This is a genomic window from Mycobacterium sp. NPDC003449 (genome assembly GCF_053588415.1).
In genome coordinates this window covers 1-16,366 of the sequence record NZ_JBSFPX010000172.1, presented here as the reverse complement: position 1 = coordinate 16,366, position 16,366 = coordinate 1, and the positions used below count along the sequence as shown (strand labels likewise).

17 protein-coding genes are annotated in these 16,366 nt (G+C 68.5%); 4 read left to right on the top strand and 13 right to left on the bottom strand.

Annotated elements, in window-relative coordinates; genetic code table 11:
• From ACWDTP_RS30560 to ACWDTP_RS30530, 7 genes are all read right to left on the bottom strand, one after another.
• The coding region (locus ACWDTP_RS30560) for an isocitrate/isopropylmalate dehydrogenase family protein (protein ID WP_450026875.1) at window positions 1-1,142 on the bottom strand (1,142 nt) is incomplete at its 3' end.
• A gap of 1 nt (window position 1,143) precedes the next feature.
• The gene (locus tag ACWDTP_RS30555; RefSeq protein ID WP_450026873.1) at window positions 1,144-1,980 is read right to left on the bottom strand and encodes a sugar phosphate isomerase/epimerase family protein; all 837 of its coding nucleotides are present in this window, start codon (window positions 1,978-1,980) and stop codon (window positions 1,144-1,146) included.
• Complete coding sequence (locus ACWDTP_RS30550; protein ID WP_450026871.1) at window positions 1,977-3,056, bottom strand: Gfo/Idh/MocA family protein; 1,080 nt, start codon at window positions 3,054-3,056, stop codon at window positions 1,977-1,979. The genes ACWDTP_RS30555 and ACWDTP_RS30550 overlap by 4 nt, the downstream gene beginning before the upstream one ends.
• Entirely contained in the window at window positions 3,053-3,895 is an 843-nt protein-coding gene (locus ACWDTP_RS30545) for a DUF6282 family protein (protein WP_450026869.1), read from the bottom strand. The genes ACWDTP_RS30550 and ACWDTP_RS30545 overlap by 4 nt, the downstream gene beginning before the upstream one ends.
• Window positions 3,892-4,989 carry an ABC transporter ATP-binding protein gene (locus tag ACWDTP_RS30540; RefSeq protein ID WP_450026867.1) on the bottom strand — a complete coding sequence of 366 codons (1,098 nt, stop codon included), beginning with the start codon at window positions 4,987-4,989 and terminating at the stop codon, window positions 3,892-3,894. Before ACWDTP_RS30540 ends, ACWDTP_RS30545 begins: the two co-directional genes overlap by 4 nt.
• A gap of 28 nt (window positions 4,990-5,017) precedes the next feature.
• Window positions 5,018-6,769 carry an ABC transporter permease gene (locus ACWDTP_RS30535; protein ID WP_450026865.1) on the bottom strand — a complete coding sequence of 584 codons (1,752 nt, stop codon included), beginning with the start codon at window positions 6,767-6,769 and terminating at the stop codon, window positions 5,018-5,020.
• A 43-nt stretch (window positions 6,770-6,812) separates the two neighbouring features.
• Entirely contained in the window at window positions 6,813-7,922 is a 1,110-nt protein-coding gene (locus tag ACWDTP_RS30530; protein ID WP_450026863.1) for an ABC transporter substrate-binding protein, read from the bottom strand.
• A gap of 147 nt (window positions 7,923-8,069) precedes the next feature.
• Here ACWDTP_RS30530 and ACWDTP_RS30525 point away from each other — a divergent pair, with 147 nt between their 5' ends.
• Window positions 8,070-8,801, top strand: a complete 732-nt coding sequence (locus ACWDTP_RS30525) for a FadR/GntR family transcriptional regulator (protein WP_450026861.1) — start codon at window positions 8,070-8,072, stop codon at window positions 8,799-8,801.
• Window positions 8,802-8,895: 94 nt separating this feature from the next.
• On the top strand, window positions 8,896-9,240 hold the full coding sequence (locus ACWDTP_RS30520; RefSeq protein ID WP_450026859.1) for an HNH endonuclease: 345 nt from the start codon (window positions 8,896-8,898) through the stop codon (window positions 9,238-9,240).
• Between the two features lie 96 nt (window positions 9,241-9,336).
• Here the strand turns inward: ACWDTP_RS30520 and ACWDTP_RS30515 are convergent, their stop codons facing one another.
• Genes ACWDTP_RS30515 through ACWDTP_RS30505 form a run of 3 tightly spaced genes read right to left on the bottom strand, consistent with a single transcriptional unit; the run spans window position 9,337 to window position 10,730 of the window.
• Window positions 9,337-9,813, bottom strand: coding sequence for a DUF5130 domain-containing protein (locus ACWDTP_RS30515; protein WP_450026857.1), 477 nt, complete (start codon window positions 9,811-9,813; stop codon window positions 9,337-9,339).
• Entirely contained in the window at window positions 9,800-10,033 is a 234-nt protein-coding gene (ctaJ, locus tag ACWDTP_RS30510) for an aa3-type cytochrome oxidase subunit CtaJ (RefSeq protein ID WP_450026855.1), read from the bottom strand. The genes ACWDTP_RS30515 and ctaJ overlap by 14 nt, the downstream gene beginning before the upstream one ends.
• 52 nt (window positions 10,034-10,085) lie before the next feature.
• Window positions 10,086-10,730: an HNH endonuclease gene (locus ACWDTP_RS30505; RefSeq protein ID WP_450026853.1), complete on the bottom strand. Its 645-nt coding sequence runs from the start codon at window positions 10,728-10,730 to the stop codon at window positions 10,086-10,088.
• Between the two features lie 142 nt (window positions 10,731-10,872).
• Between ACWDTP_RS30505 and ACWDTP_RS30500 the strand changes: the two genes are divergently transcribed.
• Both ACWDTP_RS30500 and ACWDTP_RS30495 read left to right on the top strand, forming a co-directional pair.
• Entirely contained in the window at window positions 10,873-11,268 is a 396-nt protein-coding gene (locus ACWDTP_RS30500; protein WP_450026851.1) for a globin, read from the top strand.
• A gap of 1 nt (window position 11,269) precedes the next feature.
• The gene (locus ACWDTP_RS30495; protein WP_450026849.1) at window positions 11,270-12,808 is read left to right on the top strand and encodes a glycoside hydrolase family 13 protein; all 1,539 of its coding nucleotides are present in this window, start codon (window positions 11,270-11,272) and stop codon (window positions 12,806-12,808) included.
• A gap of 90 nt (window positions 12,809-12,898) precedes the next feature.
• Here ACWDTP_RS30495 and ACWDTP_RS30490 read toward each other — a convergent pair whose 3' ends face one another.
• The 3 genes from ACWDTP_RS30490 to ACWDTP_RS30480 form a co-directional block, all read right to left on the bottom strand.
• Entirely contained in the window at window positions 12,899-13,570 is a 672-nt protein-coding gene (locus ACWDTP_RS30490) for a hypothetical protein (RefSeq protein WP_450026847.1), read from the bottom strand.
• The gene (locus ACWDTP_RS30485) at window positions 13,567-13,980 is read right to left on the bottom strand and encodes an acyl-CoA thioesterase (RefSeq protein ID WP_450026845.1); all 414 of its coding nucleotides are present in this window, start codon (window positions 13,978-13,980) and stop codon (window positions 13,567-13,569) included. The genes ACWDTP_RS30490 and ACWDTP_RS30485 overlap by 4 nt, the downstream gene beginning before the upstream one ends.
• The coding region (locus tag ACWDTP_RS30480; protein WP_450026843.1) for an NAD-glutamate dehydrogenase domain-containing protein at window positions 13,977-16,366 on the bottom strand (2,390 nt) is incomplete at its 5' end. The genes ACWDTP_RS30485 and ACWDTP_RS30480, both read right to left, overlap by 4 nt.

Sequence of the window (16,366 nt, the reverse complement as noted above, 5' to 3'; positions counted from 1 at the left end):
TCCTCATCCGACAAGGCTCGCGGATTTCCGTGTGCGTTCGCCCGAATATGTAGTGCGCAAAGCCATTCCAACAAGGCGTGCGTTCCCTGACCCGCGCGTGACATCAGGTCGGTGACGCGGGCGGCGACCGCGTCACCGACCGCCCCGGTCGTCGCCGCGCCGCCCAGATCCGGTGGGCGCAGACGCTCGTCGACAAGCACATCGGCGACCGCCCGCTCGACGGTCGCGGCCGCGGACGCCAGGCCGAGGTGGTCGAGCAGCATGGCCGCGGACAGGATCAGGCCGATCGGATTCGCCTGCCCCGTGCCCGCGATGTCGGGGGCCGCCCCGTGCGCGGCCTCGAACATGGCATGGTCGCCGCCGATGTTCGCGCCGGGAGCCAGCCCTATCCCACCGGCGAGGCCGCCGCAGACATCGGACAGGATGTCCCCGTACTGGTTGTCGAGGATGATGACATCAAGCAGCTCAGGGGATTTGGCCAGGCACAACCCCACCGCATCGACCATCATGTCGTCGAACGGAACGTCCGGGTTCTCCTCGGCCACGGCCGTGGTGGCGGCCAGCATCAGCCCGTCGGCGAGATTGAGGACGTTCGCCTTGTGCCCGAGCGTGACTCGGCGGCGCGACTTCGCGCGGGCCCAGGCGAAGCTGTAGCGGGCGAGCCTGCGGGTGGCCGCATCCGTGACGAGTTTGACGGCCTCGGCCGCCAGATCGCCGATGCGGTGCTCGATCCCGGCGTAGAGCCCCTCGGTGATCTCGCGCATGATCACCACGTCGATCTCCGGGGCGCGGGCCGCGACGCCGGGGAATGCCCGTACCGGCCGGACGTTGACGAAGAGTTCGAGTTCCCTGCGCAGGGCGTTGTTGACGCTCGGGTACACCACATCGCGGCCATCGCGCCGTTTGGTGATCCGGCCGGTGCCCTTGGGCGCCACCAGCGGCGCCTTGAGCACCGCGTCGGCGCCCCGCAGTATCTCCAACGTCGGCTCCGGCAGCGGATCGCCGCACGACCGCACGGCCGCGGCGCCCGCCTCGGCGAAGACGTAGTCGAGGCCCGGCCCGGCCGCCCGCAACACGGTGAGCGCGGCGTCGGTGATCTCGGGGCCGATCCCGTCGCCGGGTACGACAGCGATTGTGGGCATCTCAGCGAGTTCCTCCCATGGTTCGTAGTGCGGCCAGTGAGGTCGCGGCCGCCGCCCTGCTGTCGGCGCCCTGGTGGTGCTCCAGGGTCAACCAGCCCCGGTACTCCAGCCGCCGCAACAGCGCCAGGAAGCCGGCGACGTCGTAGCCGCCCTCGCCCAGCGGACCGCGGTGCGAGTCGGCGAGCTGCACGTGGCGCAGCAGCTCCCGCGCGTCGGTCGCGGCGCCGGCGACGCTCTGCTCCTCGTTGCAGGCGTGCCACAAGTCGAACACCAGGCCCACCCCCGCCATCGGCCGCGATTCCAGGCCGAGGAACTCCTTCGCCGCACCGACCGTCGGCAGGAAACCACCACTCTGGGGCTCGACGAGGATCTCCTGCCCGCCCTCGGCCGCCCGCGCACCCAGTTCGGCGATCGCTTCCCGGGCCCAATCACGTTGCAGGGCTTCGCTACCGGCGTTCATCTCGCCTTTGGTACGGCCCAGCGTGACGGGCACACCGGTGGCGACGGCCAGGTCGACGATGCCCCGCACCCGCTGCCTGGCCCGCGACCGCGCTCCCGCGTCGAGGGTGGTGAAGGTGAGCCCGTCATCGCCCGACACCGGGCCGGTGGCCAGGGCGGCGATGCCCAGCCCGCGCCCGCGTACCTGCTCGATGACGCCGGCCGAGGCGGCCGCGTCGGCATCGCGAACCTGGATCTCCACGCCGTCGTAGCCCAATTCGGCCAATCCGTCGAGGGCGGCCGGCAACTCGGCCCGGTAGGCGAGGTCGGGTATCTCGCGGCACTCCGGTGAGGAGATCGTGTATGCCACCGGCCAGCCCGTCCTACCCGCTCGGGTCATCGGACCTCCTTGTTCGTATTCTCAAGCGAGACAAACGCATCAAGCTGTTCGCCGCGGACGGCCTGACCGGCCTGCGCGGAGTGGTAGGCCGCGAACACCAGCCCCAGGGTGCGCAGGTTGTCGGCGGGGGTCGTCTCGATCCGGCCCTCGCCGCGCAGCGACGCGACGAATGCGGCGATCGCGGCGGCGTAGCTGTCCTGGTAGGCGCTCCCGGCCGGCTCGTGGGCGATGCGGGATTCGGTCCCGGCGGGCCCGTCGACGACCACGGTCAGCCGCCCGCTCCGGTCGATGAACGCCGAGCCCCGGTTTCCTTCGACGGCGACGTCTTCTGAGCCGGCCGGCGGATCCGGATAACCCTTGGCCGCGTAGCTGCGTTCGAGGACGACGGTGCGTCGCGGGTACCCGAGCACGACCAGGGCGCAGTCCTCCCCGCGGATCTGTGGGCTGACCCGGTGCAGACGCGCGTACACCTCCGTCGGCTCGCCGAACAGGAACCGCGCGACATCGATCTGATGGATGACCGATTCCAGGATCAGCAGCCGCCGCGCATCGGCGAAGAACGGTTGCCGGCCAAGGCTGTACGGCACGTCCGGGTGACGGCCGGTGGTGACCGTGCCGGCGAACCGGGTGGCCAACCGGGCCCAGTGCACGTCCCCGAGTTCGCCCAGCGCGGCGCGCAGGGCGCGGTACCAGGACCGGTAGCGCCAGTTCTCGTGCACCATGACCGGGATGCTCGTGGCGGCCGCCGCGCACACGATGCGGCGCGCCTCGTCGAGATCGCCTGCGAGGGGTTTCTGGCACATGACCGGCAGCCCCCGGGTGAGCGCCGCCTCGACGTAACTCCGGTGTGTCGCGGGCGGCGAGGCGATGTCCACCACGTCGACGGCGCCGGAGTCCAGCATCTCGGTGACGGTGCCGAACACCTCCCCCACGCCCAGTGCATCGGCGCGTTCGCGGGTATCGCCGTCGGCGCTGACCAACCCGACGACGTCGGCGCCTGCCGACCGCCACCCGCGCACGTGCATCGGCGCGACGAACCCCGCACCGACCAGCCCCACCCGCATCCGTTCGGTCACCGCGGCACCGCCGCGGGACCTATCTCCCCGAGCATCGACAACGGCAGTTCCCGTGCCATGTGGCGGATCTCGGCCACACTGAACCCATGTGCGCCGAGCCCGGTGACCAGGTCGGCGAATCCGTCGAGTGGGTGCGGCTGGTCGGGCTGGCCGAGATCGCTGCCCAAAATCGATGATTCGCAGCCGACTTCGCGGATCCGGGCCGCGGTCCCGGCGAGGTCGGTGACGCTGTGCGCCCGCGAAACCAGACGCTCCAGCGCCACCCCGGATGCGCTCAGCTCCTTCTGCGCGGCCACCTCGATGTGGTTCACCCGGTGCTCGGGATGGGTGACCACCACCTTGCCCTCCCGGCGGCGGGCGTACTCGGCGACCGCGAGCACTTCGCGCTGCCCGAGGTGTCCGGTGCACAACACCGCGTCCGCCGCGATCACCTGATCGATGACCTCGACAACCTCGTCGCGCAACGCGCCCCGGTCGGTCAGCACGGGCAGGGGCGGACCCGAGGGACCGTCGACGGCGTCATGGGTGGGCAGCCAGACGATGCGTCCACCCATGGCCAGGGCCGCGGCGACCACGTGCGGGTTGATCCCACCGACCGAACGGTTCAGCGCGACCCCGCCCCACACCCGGATTTCCGGCACCACCTCCTGCATCAGCGCGGCGACGTCCACGGTCACCACGTGGTGCGACTTCGCCACGAAACCGGCCAGTCCCACGTTGCGGGCGTCCTCGGCGAGCCTGCGCCAGGTCATCAGGCGGGGGCGGACATCCGGCCCGGCGTGCACGTGGAAGTCGACCAGGCCGGTCACCGCCGATCGGGCGCCTGCGGGCCGGCTCACGGTGACCCGATCACGATAAGGTCGTCGGCCTCAACACCCAACCACGGCTTGTCGCCGGGTCGCAGCGCCTGCCCGACCGACGTGCGCACCTGCAGCGACGTTCCGAACGCCTCGACGAGATACTCCCGGGTGTCACCGAAGAAGGCCGCCTTGGCCACGGTTCCGCGATGGGACTGCGCCGGCGCATCGGCCGCGGGCTCGTCGGCGCACAGCCGGATGTTCTCGGCGCGCAGGCAGGCCACGACATCCGCGTCGCGCACGACGTCGGTGGTCGCCCGGCCCGCCAGGGTGGTGCCGTCGGGCATCTCGACATGCACTGTGCTGCCGGGTGATACGGTGTCCAGCGCCCGGCAGTCCATCAGGTTGCTGGTGCCGATGAAGCGGGCGACGAACGGTGTGCGGGGATTGGCGTAGACCTCCTCCGGCGCACCGACCTGGTGCAGCACCCCGTCGGACATCAGCGCGATGCGGTCCGACATGCTCATCGCCTCGGCCTGATCGTGGGTGACGTAGAGGGCGGTGAGGCCGAGTTTCTGCTGCAGTTCACAGATGTCGAGGCGCATGCGCTCGCGCAGCTTGGCGTCCAGATTGGACAGCGGCTCGTCGAGCAGCAGCAGTGACGGGTTGTAGGCCACCGCGCGGGCCAGGGCCACCCGCTGCTGCTGACCTCCGGACAGTTCGGCCGGGTAGCGGTCGATGTAGTCGGCCATGTGCACCAGATCGAGGGCTTCGCGCACGTTCGCGGTGAGCCGGTCCTTGCCGACCTTGCGGGTGCGTAGCCCGTATCCGACGTTGCGGCCCACCGTCATATGGGGCCACAACGCATACGACTGGAATACCAGGCCGATGTCGCGGTGGTTGGACGGCACGCTGATGCCGTCGTCCCCCGATGAGACCAGCCGGTCACCGATGTGGATGGAGCCGGTGGTCGGGGCGTCGAAACCGGCCACCATCCGCAACGTGGTGCTCTTGCCGCAGCCACTCGGACCCAGCAGCGAGACGAATTCGCCGTCGGCGACGGCGAGTTCGACGTCGGCGACGGCGGTCACCTCGCCGTAGGTCTTGGAGATATGGGACAGCGTCAGTCCTGGCATCAGCGGAGTCCTTCGGGTGGGTGCGCCATCAGCTGCGATGGGTGAGGTTGACGTGCGTGAGCCGTTGGACCAGGGCCAGGAAGGCGATGGTCAGCACGGTGAGGGTGAGTGCCAGCGCGGCGAGTTCGCCGTTGTTGCCCTGCCCGTACATCTCCAGCATCAGCACGGAGTTGACCACGTTGCCGCTGGAGTACAGCAGCACCGACGAACTCAGCTCGCGGAACATGGCGATGAACATGATCGTGAAGCCCGCCACCATCCCCGGCGCCAGCAGCGGCAGCACGATGGTCCGCAGCACCCGGAAACCACCGGCCCCTGCAATGGCCGCACTGTGTTCGAGGTCTTCGTGCAGCTGCTCCAAACTCGCCTCGACCGCCCGCATTCCGTACGGCAGGTGCCGGGTGACGTAGGCGACGAACAGGATCCAGATCGTCCCGTACAGCACCAGCGGCGGGTGGATGTAGGCCTGGAAGATGCCGACCGCCAGTACGACGCCCGGCACCGCGACGGGAACCGTTGTGAGGAACATGATCAGGCCCTTGCCGCGGGTGGCCCGGCGATGGATCAGGTACGCCGCGACCGTGGTCAGGGCCAGGGCGACCAGAGCGGCTCCGAGCGAGAGGACGGCACTGTTGCGCGCCGCCTCGAGCACCGACCCGTCCTGGGCCAGCCGCCGCCAGTTGTTCAGGCCGAGCCCGCTGGTGGTCAGGGTGGCGGTGTAGACCGAGTACATGCTGACCGTGAGCAGTCCCAGGGCCGGCAGCACCACACTCACCGCGACGTACCCCCAACACAAAACGGTCAGCCCGACCTTGCCCGCGCCGCGCAATTCGATTCCGCCGGGCCGGTATTCGCGACCACCGATCACCACGAAGCTGCGCCGCGAGCCCATGATGCGCCGCTGCAGCAGCACCACCAGTCCGGTCAGCGCGAGCAGCAGGCAGGCCAGCGCGCTTGCGCTGGTGTAGTCGGCGGGAAAGGTGTTCATATACCGCCAGATCAGGGTGGTGAGCACATAGTCGCCCTGCGGCGCCGACAGGATCGCGAAGACACCGAACTCCTCCATCGTCATGGCGAAGGTCAGGATCAGCGCGGCCAGGATCGCGGGCGCCACCAGCGGGAGCATCACCCGCAGCGACGCCGACCACCTGGGCCTGCCGCAGATGACGGCGGCGTCCTCCAGCGCGGGATCCACCCGGCGCAGGGCCCGGGACGCGAGCAGGTACACGAACGGCATGAAGTAGACCGTCATGACGAAGATCTGGCCCGGCGTCGAATAGATGTTCAGCGTGACGCCAACATGATTGAACACCGTCACGTTGAGCAGCCCGGTGCGCGGCGCGGCCAGGACGACCCAGGCGAAACTGCCGACCAGTGTCATGGTGATGAACGGCACCACCACGAGCTTGTCGAGCACGGCGCGACCGGGAACATCGGTGCGCGACAGCGCCCAGGCCAGAAAGCTGCCGATGGCGGCGGCCAGAAGGGTGGCCGCCACGTTCACCTTCAGGCTGTTCACCAGCGCCTCGTGCACCTCGGGTCTGGTGAAGGTCTCGAAGAACGCGGCGATCGCAGGCGAACCGTCCGGGCCCTGCAAGCCCCGGATCAACAGCCACACCAGCGGATAACCCACCAGCAGCAGCAGGACCGCGATCAGGGCGTACCGACCGGCGGTGCTCAGCCAGGACGCCCAGCGGGTCCCGGCCGGTCCCGCGACACCGATCGCAGCCACGGGCGGGGTGAGCTGAGCCTGCGGACGCGGTTGGGTGCTGACCCCCACGGCGTTCTCCTTACCCTCGTCGAAATCCTCGTCGCCGAATCGGTCAGGAGCCGTGCATCAGGCCGCTCAGGGTGTCCTGGATCTCGGCCGTGTCCTTGCCGAGCTCCTGCCAGTTCGCCTGGGTCACGGGAAGACTGGAGAAGGCCGGGCGTCCGGTGATCGGCTTGGCGTCGGTGCGCGTCGAGTAGGCACCGACCTTGTCCTGGACCAGTTGCTGGGCTTCGGCGGAGAGCAGGTAATTCTGCAGCAACCGGGCCGCGTTGGGGTGTGGCGCCTCGCCGAGGATCCCCAGATATCCCGGGACCACCGTGACGTGGTCCTTGGGATACACGTACTCGATCGGGGCTTTCTTGTTGTACTTCGACGCCCACGCCTCGTAGTCGTTCATGTCCATGCCGATGGCGCGCTCACCGGTGATGATCAGGTTGGCCTCGGCACTCTGGGAGTCGACCAGCTGAGGCTGCTGGGCGCCCACCTGGCGCAGGAACTCGTCACCGTACTTCTGGACCAGCAGGTGATCGGCGATGAGTTGGGTGCCACCGTATTTGGGGTCGGCCGCCGCGACCATGCCCCGATACACCGGGTTGGTGAGATCCTGCCAGCCGGTCGGCACCGGCCTGCCGTCCAGCGCGGCCGGGTTGTAGGCGATCACCACGGCGGTCGCGCGGAAGGTGCCGTAGGTCTTGTCCGGGTCGACGTACTCCGCCGGATACGCCTTGTACTCGGGCGAGTCGTAGGTCGCCAGCAGCCCCTGCTCCTTCATCTGCACGAAGCTGGGCGGGTAGGAGGAGTGGAACACGTCGGCCGCCAGCTTGCCAGCCTTGAGCTCCTCGGCGATCTTGTTCTGCAGGCCCAGGGACCCGGTCACGAACAGGTCCACGGTCACGCCGTATTTCTCGGTGAACGCATCCGCGATGACCTTGGAGTACTGCTCGGGCAACGACGAGTACCAGACCACCTTGCCCTCGTCCTTCGCCGCGGCGGGCAGCTCGCTGTCGGCGACCACCGCGGGCCGTTCACTGGCGCCACCGCCGCAGGCGGTGGCCACCAGGGCGGTGGACAGGGCCAGGACGGCACCCACGAGCAGCAACCGCCATCGGGAGGTCCGAGCGGTCCGATGGGACAGGTCCGGCCAGGGCGTGGAAACCGGCATGGGTGCTCCTCAGGGCAGCGGTGGACGAGTGCCTGACGCGTCGTCCGGCGATCGGAATTCGCGTCGGAAACGTAAGCTGCGTCACAGCGATTTGTCAACCGGTCGACCAGTCGACCAATTCTCGATCCAGCTGCTACTGTTGCCAGCGTGAGTGGCCTGACCAGGGTGGAGCTTGCTCCCCGCGAACCGGTGTCGGCGGAGATCGTCCGCCGACTGCTCGACTATCTGCTGCTGTCCGGGGAGATCAAGCCCGGGCAGCGGCTCCCGTCCGAACGCCAACTGGTCGAGACGCTCGGCGTCGGGCGAACGGTCATCCGCGAGGCGATCAAAGCCCTCGATTTCCTGGGCCTGCTCGAGATTCGCCAGGGCGCGGGCACCTACTTCCGCGGCACCGAGCCGGGCATCTTCTCGCGCATCCTGGAATGGGGCGTCGCCCTCGGCGAACAGCGCACGGTCGACCTGATCCATGCCCGGGGTCACCTGGAGGTCCTGGTCGCCGGGCTCGCCGCCCAGCACCGCAGCGAGGACGACGTCCGCGCGCTACACGAGTTGCTGGCCTCCATGCGCAGCGCCAGCATCGAGGAGCCGCAACGCTTTGCCGAGGCCGACGTCGAGTTTCACCTGCGCATCGCGCAGGCCTCCGGGAATTCGGTGCTGGCCAGCATGCTCGAACGGATCCGGGCCCTGGTGTTCGCCTGGATCGGCCACAACATCGCGGCATCGCAGACCACGAGCGTCGCCTATGCCGAGCACCCGCCCATCCTCGAGGCCATCGAACGCCGGGACGTCAACGAGGCGCGCGCCGCGATGGAGCGACACATGCAGGGTGCGACGGAGCGGTTGCTGAGCCGCATCGACGGCGGCGGCACCCCCTCCTAGGCACCTTAGGCGCCGCGAGCGACCGTGTTTGTCCCGCAACACGCCGTAATTGCCGTACTAACGCGGTCGCTCGCCAAGCTTCTACGCTGATGCGGTGGCGGTCAGTCGAACTCGCAGCGCACGGTATGCGCGCAAACGGAAACGCCGGCTCGACCGCGTCGTCAACGACCTCACCGACGAGCAATGGGAAGCCATCCAAGCGGCATGGGGTGGCTGCGCCTACTGCAGCACGACCGAGGGCCCGTTCCAGCGGGACTGCGTCATGGCGATTTCGCGCGGAGGCCGCTACACGGTCGACAACGTCGTGCCTGCCTGCGCGTCGTGCAACGCCAGCAAATGCAATGACGAGGTCACCGGATGGCTGCGCCGCAAGCGCCTCGATGAGCGCACGTTCCTGACGCGTTATGTGGACATCCGCGCGAGCCTGACCGCGTCGTAGCGCTCACACTCGGCGAGCGTGCGCAGAATGCTGCTGTTCAGCGGCGTGTTGACCAGCAGACCCGCACGCTCGCAGTGCAAGGCGAAAGGGGGAAAGCTAGGCGGGTGAGACGGCGGCGGACAGCACCCGCACGGCGCTGACCAGACCGTCGATCAGATTGCCCTGCTTGAAGGACGCGGCAGCCGCGGACACACCGAGCGGTGCGGCCTCCTCGATGCCGCGGCCCTTGACGTCGGCGCCGTAGACCACCTCGATCGCATGCTGATCGGGCGAGACCGCGAGCAGCACCGCGTTGTCGGGCGTGGGCACCTTGGCCAGGATCTCCCGCGCGGTCGCGGCGGTGTCCTCGCCCAGGCCGCCGATGTAGACCGCGAAGCGGGCCTTCGCCGCGCGCGAGCCGTATTTCAGCGCGTTGTCGAGGACCACGAGATCCATCGCCGGGAAGGGGTAGTGCACCGATAGCTCACCGGGCTCGGTGACACCGGAGATCCGGCCACTGGACGTCAGCGCGTAGCCGTAGGGCAGCTCGGCGACCTCGCCGGGAGCGACGGTCGCGATTTCACCACTTGCCACTTGCGCCGCCTCCGATCGTGACTCCGTGTGAATCGTGCCCGCCGTGGCCGTGACCCTGCGGCTCCTCGGCGGCCCACAGGATCGGCTCATGGGTCCACGGGTCGGACATCTTGTAGGTGTCCGGATGCGGGCCCTTGCGGGTCAGGTAGATCAACGACAGGGCCACGAACAACAACAGCGGAACCCCTCCGAGGAGGGAATGGGTAAGTGCTGTGCTCACGCGCAAACCGTATCAGCCGCGCTGTCCCCGCGCGCCGACAGTGGAACGTGCGTCACGCCGCGCCCTCACCCAGATAGCGGGCCCAGGCCGGGTCGAGGTCTTTGATCGTCGACAGCAACCGCCAATGCTGCCCTTTCGGCGGCATCGGCACCGCCCGCAGGGTCCAGCCGAGTTCGGCCAGCATCCGGTCGGCCTTGCGGTGATTGCACGCCGCACAGGCCGCGACGCAGTTCTCCCAGGAATGCTCACCGCCCCGGCTGCGCGGCACCACATGGTCGACGGTGTCGGCCCGCCCGCCGCAGTACGCGCAGCGGAACCGGTCGCGGTGCATCAGCGCGGCCCGGGTCATCGGGATGCGGGCCCGGTAGGGCACCCGCACGAAGGTGCGCAGCCGGATCACCGAGGGCACCACGATGGTCCTGGTGGCCGAATGGATCAGCGGTCCGGCCGGGTCGTCGTGCACGACGTCGGCCTTTCCACACATCAGCATGATCACCGCCCGCCGCAGCGGCAGCGCGGTCAGCGGCTCGTAGGTCGAGTTGAGCAGCAGGACCCGGCGCCTGCCCCATAACGAGGCCTCCGGACTGCTGGTCGCCAGGTTCTCGACACTGTGGAGTGGCCGATTCGGCGCGTGTGGTCCCGATGGGCCGGATGCGTGACCGGTCCGTCGTGAGTGGCTTTTTCTGCTGTGCGCCATAGAGCCTCCGAGGACACAGTCCACCACGGATCCACCCGGATCGCACGATAATTCTTTGTGTGTTCGCAGGTCAGTCCAATGAACACCAGGTGACGGGACCGCCCGCGGCGGCCGCCGACCGTCCATCGGCCACAATGGGGGTGTGACGGCCGCACAACGCTCTTTCTACGACGAAGTCGGTGGCCACGACACGTTCCACGCCATCGTGTCGCGGTTCTACCAACTGGTGCGCGAGGACGAGATCCTGCGTCCGCTGTATCCCGAGGACGATCTCGACGGAGCCGAACAGCGACTGCGGATGTTCCTCGAGCAGTACTGGGGTGGTCCGAGGACGTACTCCGATCAGCGCGGCCACCCGCGGTTGCGGATGCGCCACGCCCCGTTCCGGATCGGCTTCCTCGAACGCGACGCCTGGCTGCGCTGCATGCACATCGCGGTGGCCTCGGTCGATGCCGCGACGCTGGACGACGAGCACCGCAAGGCACTGCTGAGCTATCTGGAGATGGCCGCCGATTCGATGGTCAACTCGGCGTTCTGAGATGGCCGAATGGTGGTCGCAGGCGGTTTTCTACCAGGTCTACCCGCGCTCGTTCCGCGACAGCGACGGCGACGGAGTCGGTGATCTGGCGGGCGTGCGCGCCGGGCTCGACCATCTGGCGGCGCTCGGTGTCGACGCGTTGTGGCTCAACCCGGTGATGGTGTCGCCGATGGCCGACCACGGATACGACGTCGCCGACCCACGCGATGTCGACCCCCTGTTCGGCGGGCTCGACGCGCTCGACCAGCTCCTGGACGCGGCCCATGCGCGCGGCATCCGGGTCACGATGGATCTGGTGCCCAACCACACCAGCTCGGCGCACCCCTGGTTCGTCGAGGCGCTGGCCAATCCGCGGCGCCGGGACCGCTACATCTTCCGCGACGGCCGGGGGCCCGGCGGTGCGGTGCCGCCCAACAACTGGGTGTCGGTGTTCGGCGGGCCGGCCTGGACGCGCATCACCGAGCCCGACGGCTCCCCCGGCCAGTGGTACCTGCATCTGTTCGATCCGGCCCAGCCCGATCTGAACTGGGACAACCCCGAGGTGTTCGAGGACCTGGAGAAGACGCTGCGGTTCTGGCTGGACCGCGGGGTCGACGGGTTTCGGATTGATGTGGCCCACGGCATGGCCAAACCCCCCGACCTGCCCGATATGTCGGCCACCGACACCGCATTGCTGCGCAACAGCGACGACGATCCGCGCTTCGACAACGAGAGCGTGCACGACATCCACCGGTTCATCCGTACGGCGCTCGACGACTACCCGGGCGCGGTGGCCGTCGGCGAGGTGTGGGTGCACGGCAACGAACGTTTCGCCCGCTACCTGCGACCCGACGAACTGCATCTGGGCTTCAACTTCCGGCTGGTGCAGGCCGATTTCGAGGCCACCGACATCCGCGACGCCATCGACAACGCGATGGCCGCCGCCGCGATCGCGGGCGCGACCCCGACCTGGACCCTGTCCAACCATGACGTCGAACGCGAGGTCACCCGCTACGGGGGCGGCCCGCTCGGGCTGGCGCGGGGGCGGGCCATGGCACTGGTGATGTTCGCGCTGCCCGGGGCGGTATTCGTCTACAACGGTGAGGAATTGGGCCTGCCCAATGTCGACCTGCCCGACGAGGCGCTGCAGGACCCGGTGTGGGAGCGCTCCGGTCGCACCGAACGCGGGCGCGACGGCTGCCGGGTGCCGATGCCCTGGTCGGGTGCCGCACCGCCGTTCGGGTTCTCCAGCACCGCCGACACCTGGCTGCCGATGCCGGACGGATGGGCTTCCCTGACGGTGCAGCAGCAACTCGCCGACCCCGATTCGACGCTGGAGTTCTACCGCCGGGCGCTGCGATTACGGTCCAGCCGTTCGGAATTCGACGGTGACCGGATCGAGTGGCTTGGCGAGTCGGTGTTCCAGCGGCCGGGCGGGCTGGTGTGCGCATTCAACACCGGGGCCGACCCCCTGCCGCTGCCCGCCGGGGAGGTCCTGCTGTCCAGCGGGCCGCTCGCCGACGGCATGCTGCCGCCGGACACCGCCGCCTGGCTGGTCTGATTTCCCACCGCACGTTCCCCCGCGAGCAGACACAAAACTGCCCATTCCGGCGGGAAAATAGGCAGGTTTGTGTCTGCTCGCGGTGAGAAATCAGCCCAGGATCAACGTCTGGTCGGCGCGGTGGCGGTACACCGAACCGAACCGGGCGTCGATCCGCAACCAGGCGGCGTTGGCACGTACCCGGACGATCTCGTCCGCCGTCACCTCACCCCCGGACTGTGGCAAGAAACCCATTGCGGTCAAAGCGAATACACACCGCATCGGGACACCGACCGACATATCGGCCGTGCTGACCGCGACCACCTCCTGATCGAGCAACGACGCGGGCGGACCGTGGGCGCTGCTGTGCTCCTTGGCCAGCGCCCAGCCCTGCTCCGCCAGGTCGAGCATGACCCGGGCCGGCACGTCGTCGAGATGGACGAATCCACGCTCCGGCGGCAGGCCGCCGCGCCACGCCGAATCCATCGGGAATCCGGTGTCGATATGGCCGGTCCCTGCCGCGGACAGCCCGGCCGCCAGCACATCGGCCCCGGCCGACAGATCGGCCGGACGGACCCGGCCCGACACCGCCCGGCCGGCCAGAACGTCGAATCCCGTTGCCACCCACGCCACAACTTGGCTACCCGACCCGCCGGGATCGACCCGTTCCCGCAACCGGACCACGGCCGCATCGTCCAGCCGCAGGGCGCGCTCGACGAATGTCGCGAGGTCCGCGCGGTCGTCCGGGTCCTCCACCCACAGGCCGCGCTCCGGGGCTGTCATCGCAGATAGCGCTGCAGATACGCCCGCTGTTCGGCGGAAAGGCGTTGCAGGCGCTGTTCTTCGATGTGCACCGCGGCCAGCTGGGTTTCGCCGAGCACCGACGGCTTCGAATCGGGCGCGGCGTTCACCGACCGCACCTCGTAGCCGATGGTGAAGTCGACGCTGCGCACCCGCTCCGACCACATGGTCACTTGCAACGGCGAATCCACCAGCCGCAGTTGACCTTTGTAGGTGATCTTGACATCGGCGATGAGCAGCCCGACGGTGGTGATCTCGGCGCCGAACGGTTCACGCAGGAACGGTATCCGGGCTTCCTCGAGGATCGTCACCATGGTGGCGTGGTTGATGTGCTGGTACATGTCGATATCCGACCAGCGCACGTGCACCGGCGTGGTGAAAGTCTGAATCACCCGGTTGTTCCCGTTCCACTCGTGCGGGTCATGGTGCGGAGTTGGCGTGCCGCGACCGACAGGGTCGCCAGATCCTGCTCACCGTCCTGATAGATCTCGGTCAGCGTGCGGCGGGCCCGGGTCACCCGGGAGCTGTTGGTCATCTCCCACTCGGCGATCTTCTCCTCGCCGGTCTCCTCCGGCTCCCCCACGCCGAGCACATCGAAGCACAGGGCGCGCAGCGATCCGTAGATATCGTCACGAATCGCCAACCGTGCCAACGAATGCCAACGGTCGTCGCGACCCAGCCGGGATATCGCGGTGAGCAGGCCGTCGACCCCAAAGTGGTCCATCAGCGCGAAGTAGGTGTCGGCGACCTCGACCGGATCGCGATCCACGATATCGGCGATGTCGATGACGTCGAGCAGGCTGTACTTATAGAGGCCGGTCGCCACCGTGTAGGCCAGATCCTCGGGGACCCCCTGGGCGGCGAACTCCCCTGACTCCTTCGCCACGATCGCCTTGTCGTCACCGCGCAGCCATTCCGACATCTTCGGGGTCAGCATCGCCACCTGGGCACCGAACCGGTTGATCTCGGCGCCCACCGCGAGCGGCTGGGGACGGTAGTTGAGCAGCCAGCGCCCGGCCCGGTCCACCAGCCGGCGCAGGTCCAGCGTCATCCGGTCGGTGACCGCGGTCGACGCCCCCGCGTCGCCGGCCGCGCGGATCCGCCGCCACACATCGCCGATCCCGAAGATGGCGTTGGTCGCGACGAAGCTGCGCACGGCGTCGACCGGACCGACGCCGACGTCCTCGGTGATGCGGTAGGCGTAGCTGATCCCGCTGGTGTCGACCAGGTCGTTGATCAGCATCGTGGTGATGATCTCCCGGCGCAGTTGGTGCGACCGGATCTCGGTACCGAATTCCTCACGCAGCTTGGCCGGGAAGTACTGCGGCAACCTGGCGGCGAACACCTCCTGATCGGGCAGGTCACCACCCATCACATCGTCTTTGAGGGCCAGCTTGACATGGGCCATCAGCGTGGCGAGTTCCGGTGAGGTCAGCCCGATTCCGGCATCCGACCGGCGCCGGATCTCCTTGGCGGAGGGCAGTGCCTCAAGTTCCCGGTTCAGTCCCCGATTGTCGACCAGGTCCTTGATCATCCGGGAGTGCACCGAGAGCATGCTGGGTGCATTGGCCCGGCTGGTGCCCATCAGGTCGTTCTGATCCTTGTTGTCGGCCAGCACCAGTTCCCCGACCTCGTCGGTCATCGACAGCAGCAACTCGGTGCGTTCGCCCGGGGTCACCTTGCCCGCGGTGACCAGCGAGTCGATCAGGATCTTGATGTTGACCTCGTGATCGGAACAGTCGACGCCCGCCGAGTTGTCCATCGCGTCGGTGTTGATCCGCCCGCCGGCCAGATCGAACTCGATCCGGCCCAACGGGGTGACGCCCAGGTTGCCACCCTCACCGATGACCTTGGCCCGCACCTGATTTCCGCACACCCGGATCTGGTCGTTGGCCCGGTCGCCGACCTCGGCGTCGGCCTCGGTCTCGGCCTTGACATAGGTACCGATGCCACCGTTCCAGAGCAGGTCGACGGGCGCCTTGAGGATCGCCTTCATCAGCGCGGGCGGTGCGACTTCCTCGGTGCCGGGATCGAGGCCGAGCACGGCCCGCACCTGGGGACTGACCGGGATCGACTTCTGCTGACGGCTGTACACCCCGCCGCCCTTGCTGATCAGCGCCGAGTTGTAATCCGCCCAGCTGGAGCGCGGCAGGTCGAACAGGCGCTTGCGTTCCTCCCACGATGCGGCCGCGTCGGGGTCGGGGTCGATGAAGATGTGCCGGTGGTCGAAGGCGGCGATCAGCCGGATGTGCTTGGACAGCAACATGCCGTTGCCGAACACGTCGCCGCTCATATCACCCACGCCGACCACGGCGAAGTCCTGGCTCTGGGTGTCGACGCCCATCTCGCGGAAGTGCCGTCGCACCGATTCCCATGCGCCCTTGGCGGTGATGCCCATCGCCTTGTGGTCGTAGCCGATCGAGCCGCCGGAGGCGAATGCGTCACCCAGCCAGAAGCCGTAGGACTTGGCGACCTCGTTGGCGAGGTCGGAGAAAGTCGCGGTCCCCTTGTCGGCCGCCACCACCAGGTAGGCGTCCTCGCCGTCCCGGCGCACCACATCGGGCGGGGTGATGACCTCGCCGGTGGCCTTGTCGACGTTGTCGGTGACGTCGAGCAGCCCGGAGATGAACAGCTGGTAGCACGCCACGCCTTCGGCTCGGGTGGCCTCCCGGTCGACCGTGGCGTCCCCGGTGAGTTCGGGCGGCCGCTTGACGACGAATCCGCCCTTGGCGCCGACCGGCACGATCACCGCGTTCTTCACCGCCTGCGCCTTGACCA

Bases quoted from the DNA above. Each gene is read 5' to 3' on its own strand.
- ACWDTP_RS30555 (WP_450026873.1), bottom strand. From the start codon at position 1,980: ATGACCCGAGCGGGTAGGACGGGCTGGCCGGTGGCATACACGATCTCC.
- ACWDTP_RS30540 (WP_450026867.1), bottom strand. From the start codon at position 4,989: ATGCCAGGACTGACGCTGTCCCATATCTCCAAGACCTACGGCGAGGTG.
- ACWDTP_RS30530 (WP_450026863.1), bottom strand. From the start codon at position 7,922: ATGCCGGTTTCCACGCCCTGGCCGGACCTGTCCCATCGGACCGCTCGG.
- ACWDTP_RS30505 (WP_450026853.1), bottom strand. From the start codon at position 10,730: ATGGCGCACAGCAGAAAAAGCCACTCACGACGGACCGGTCACGCATCC.
- ACWDTP_RS30495 (WP_450026849.1), top strand. From the start codon at position 11,270: ATGGCCGAATGGTGGTCGCAGGCGGTTTTCTACCAGGTCTACCCGCGC.
- ACWDTP_RS30490 (WP_450026847.1), bottom strand. From the start codon at position 13,570: ATGACAGCCCCGGAGCGCGGCCTGTGGGTGGAGGACCCGGACGACCGC.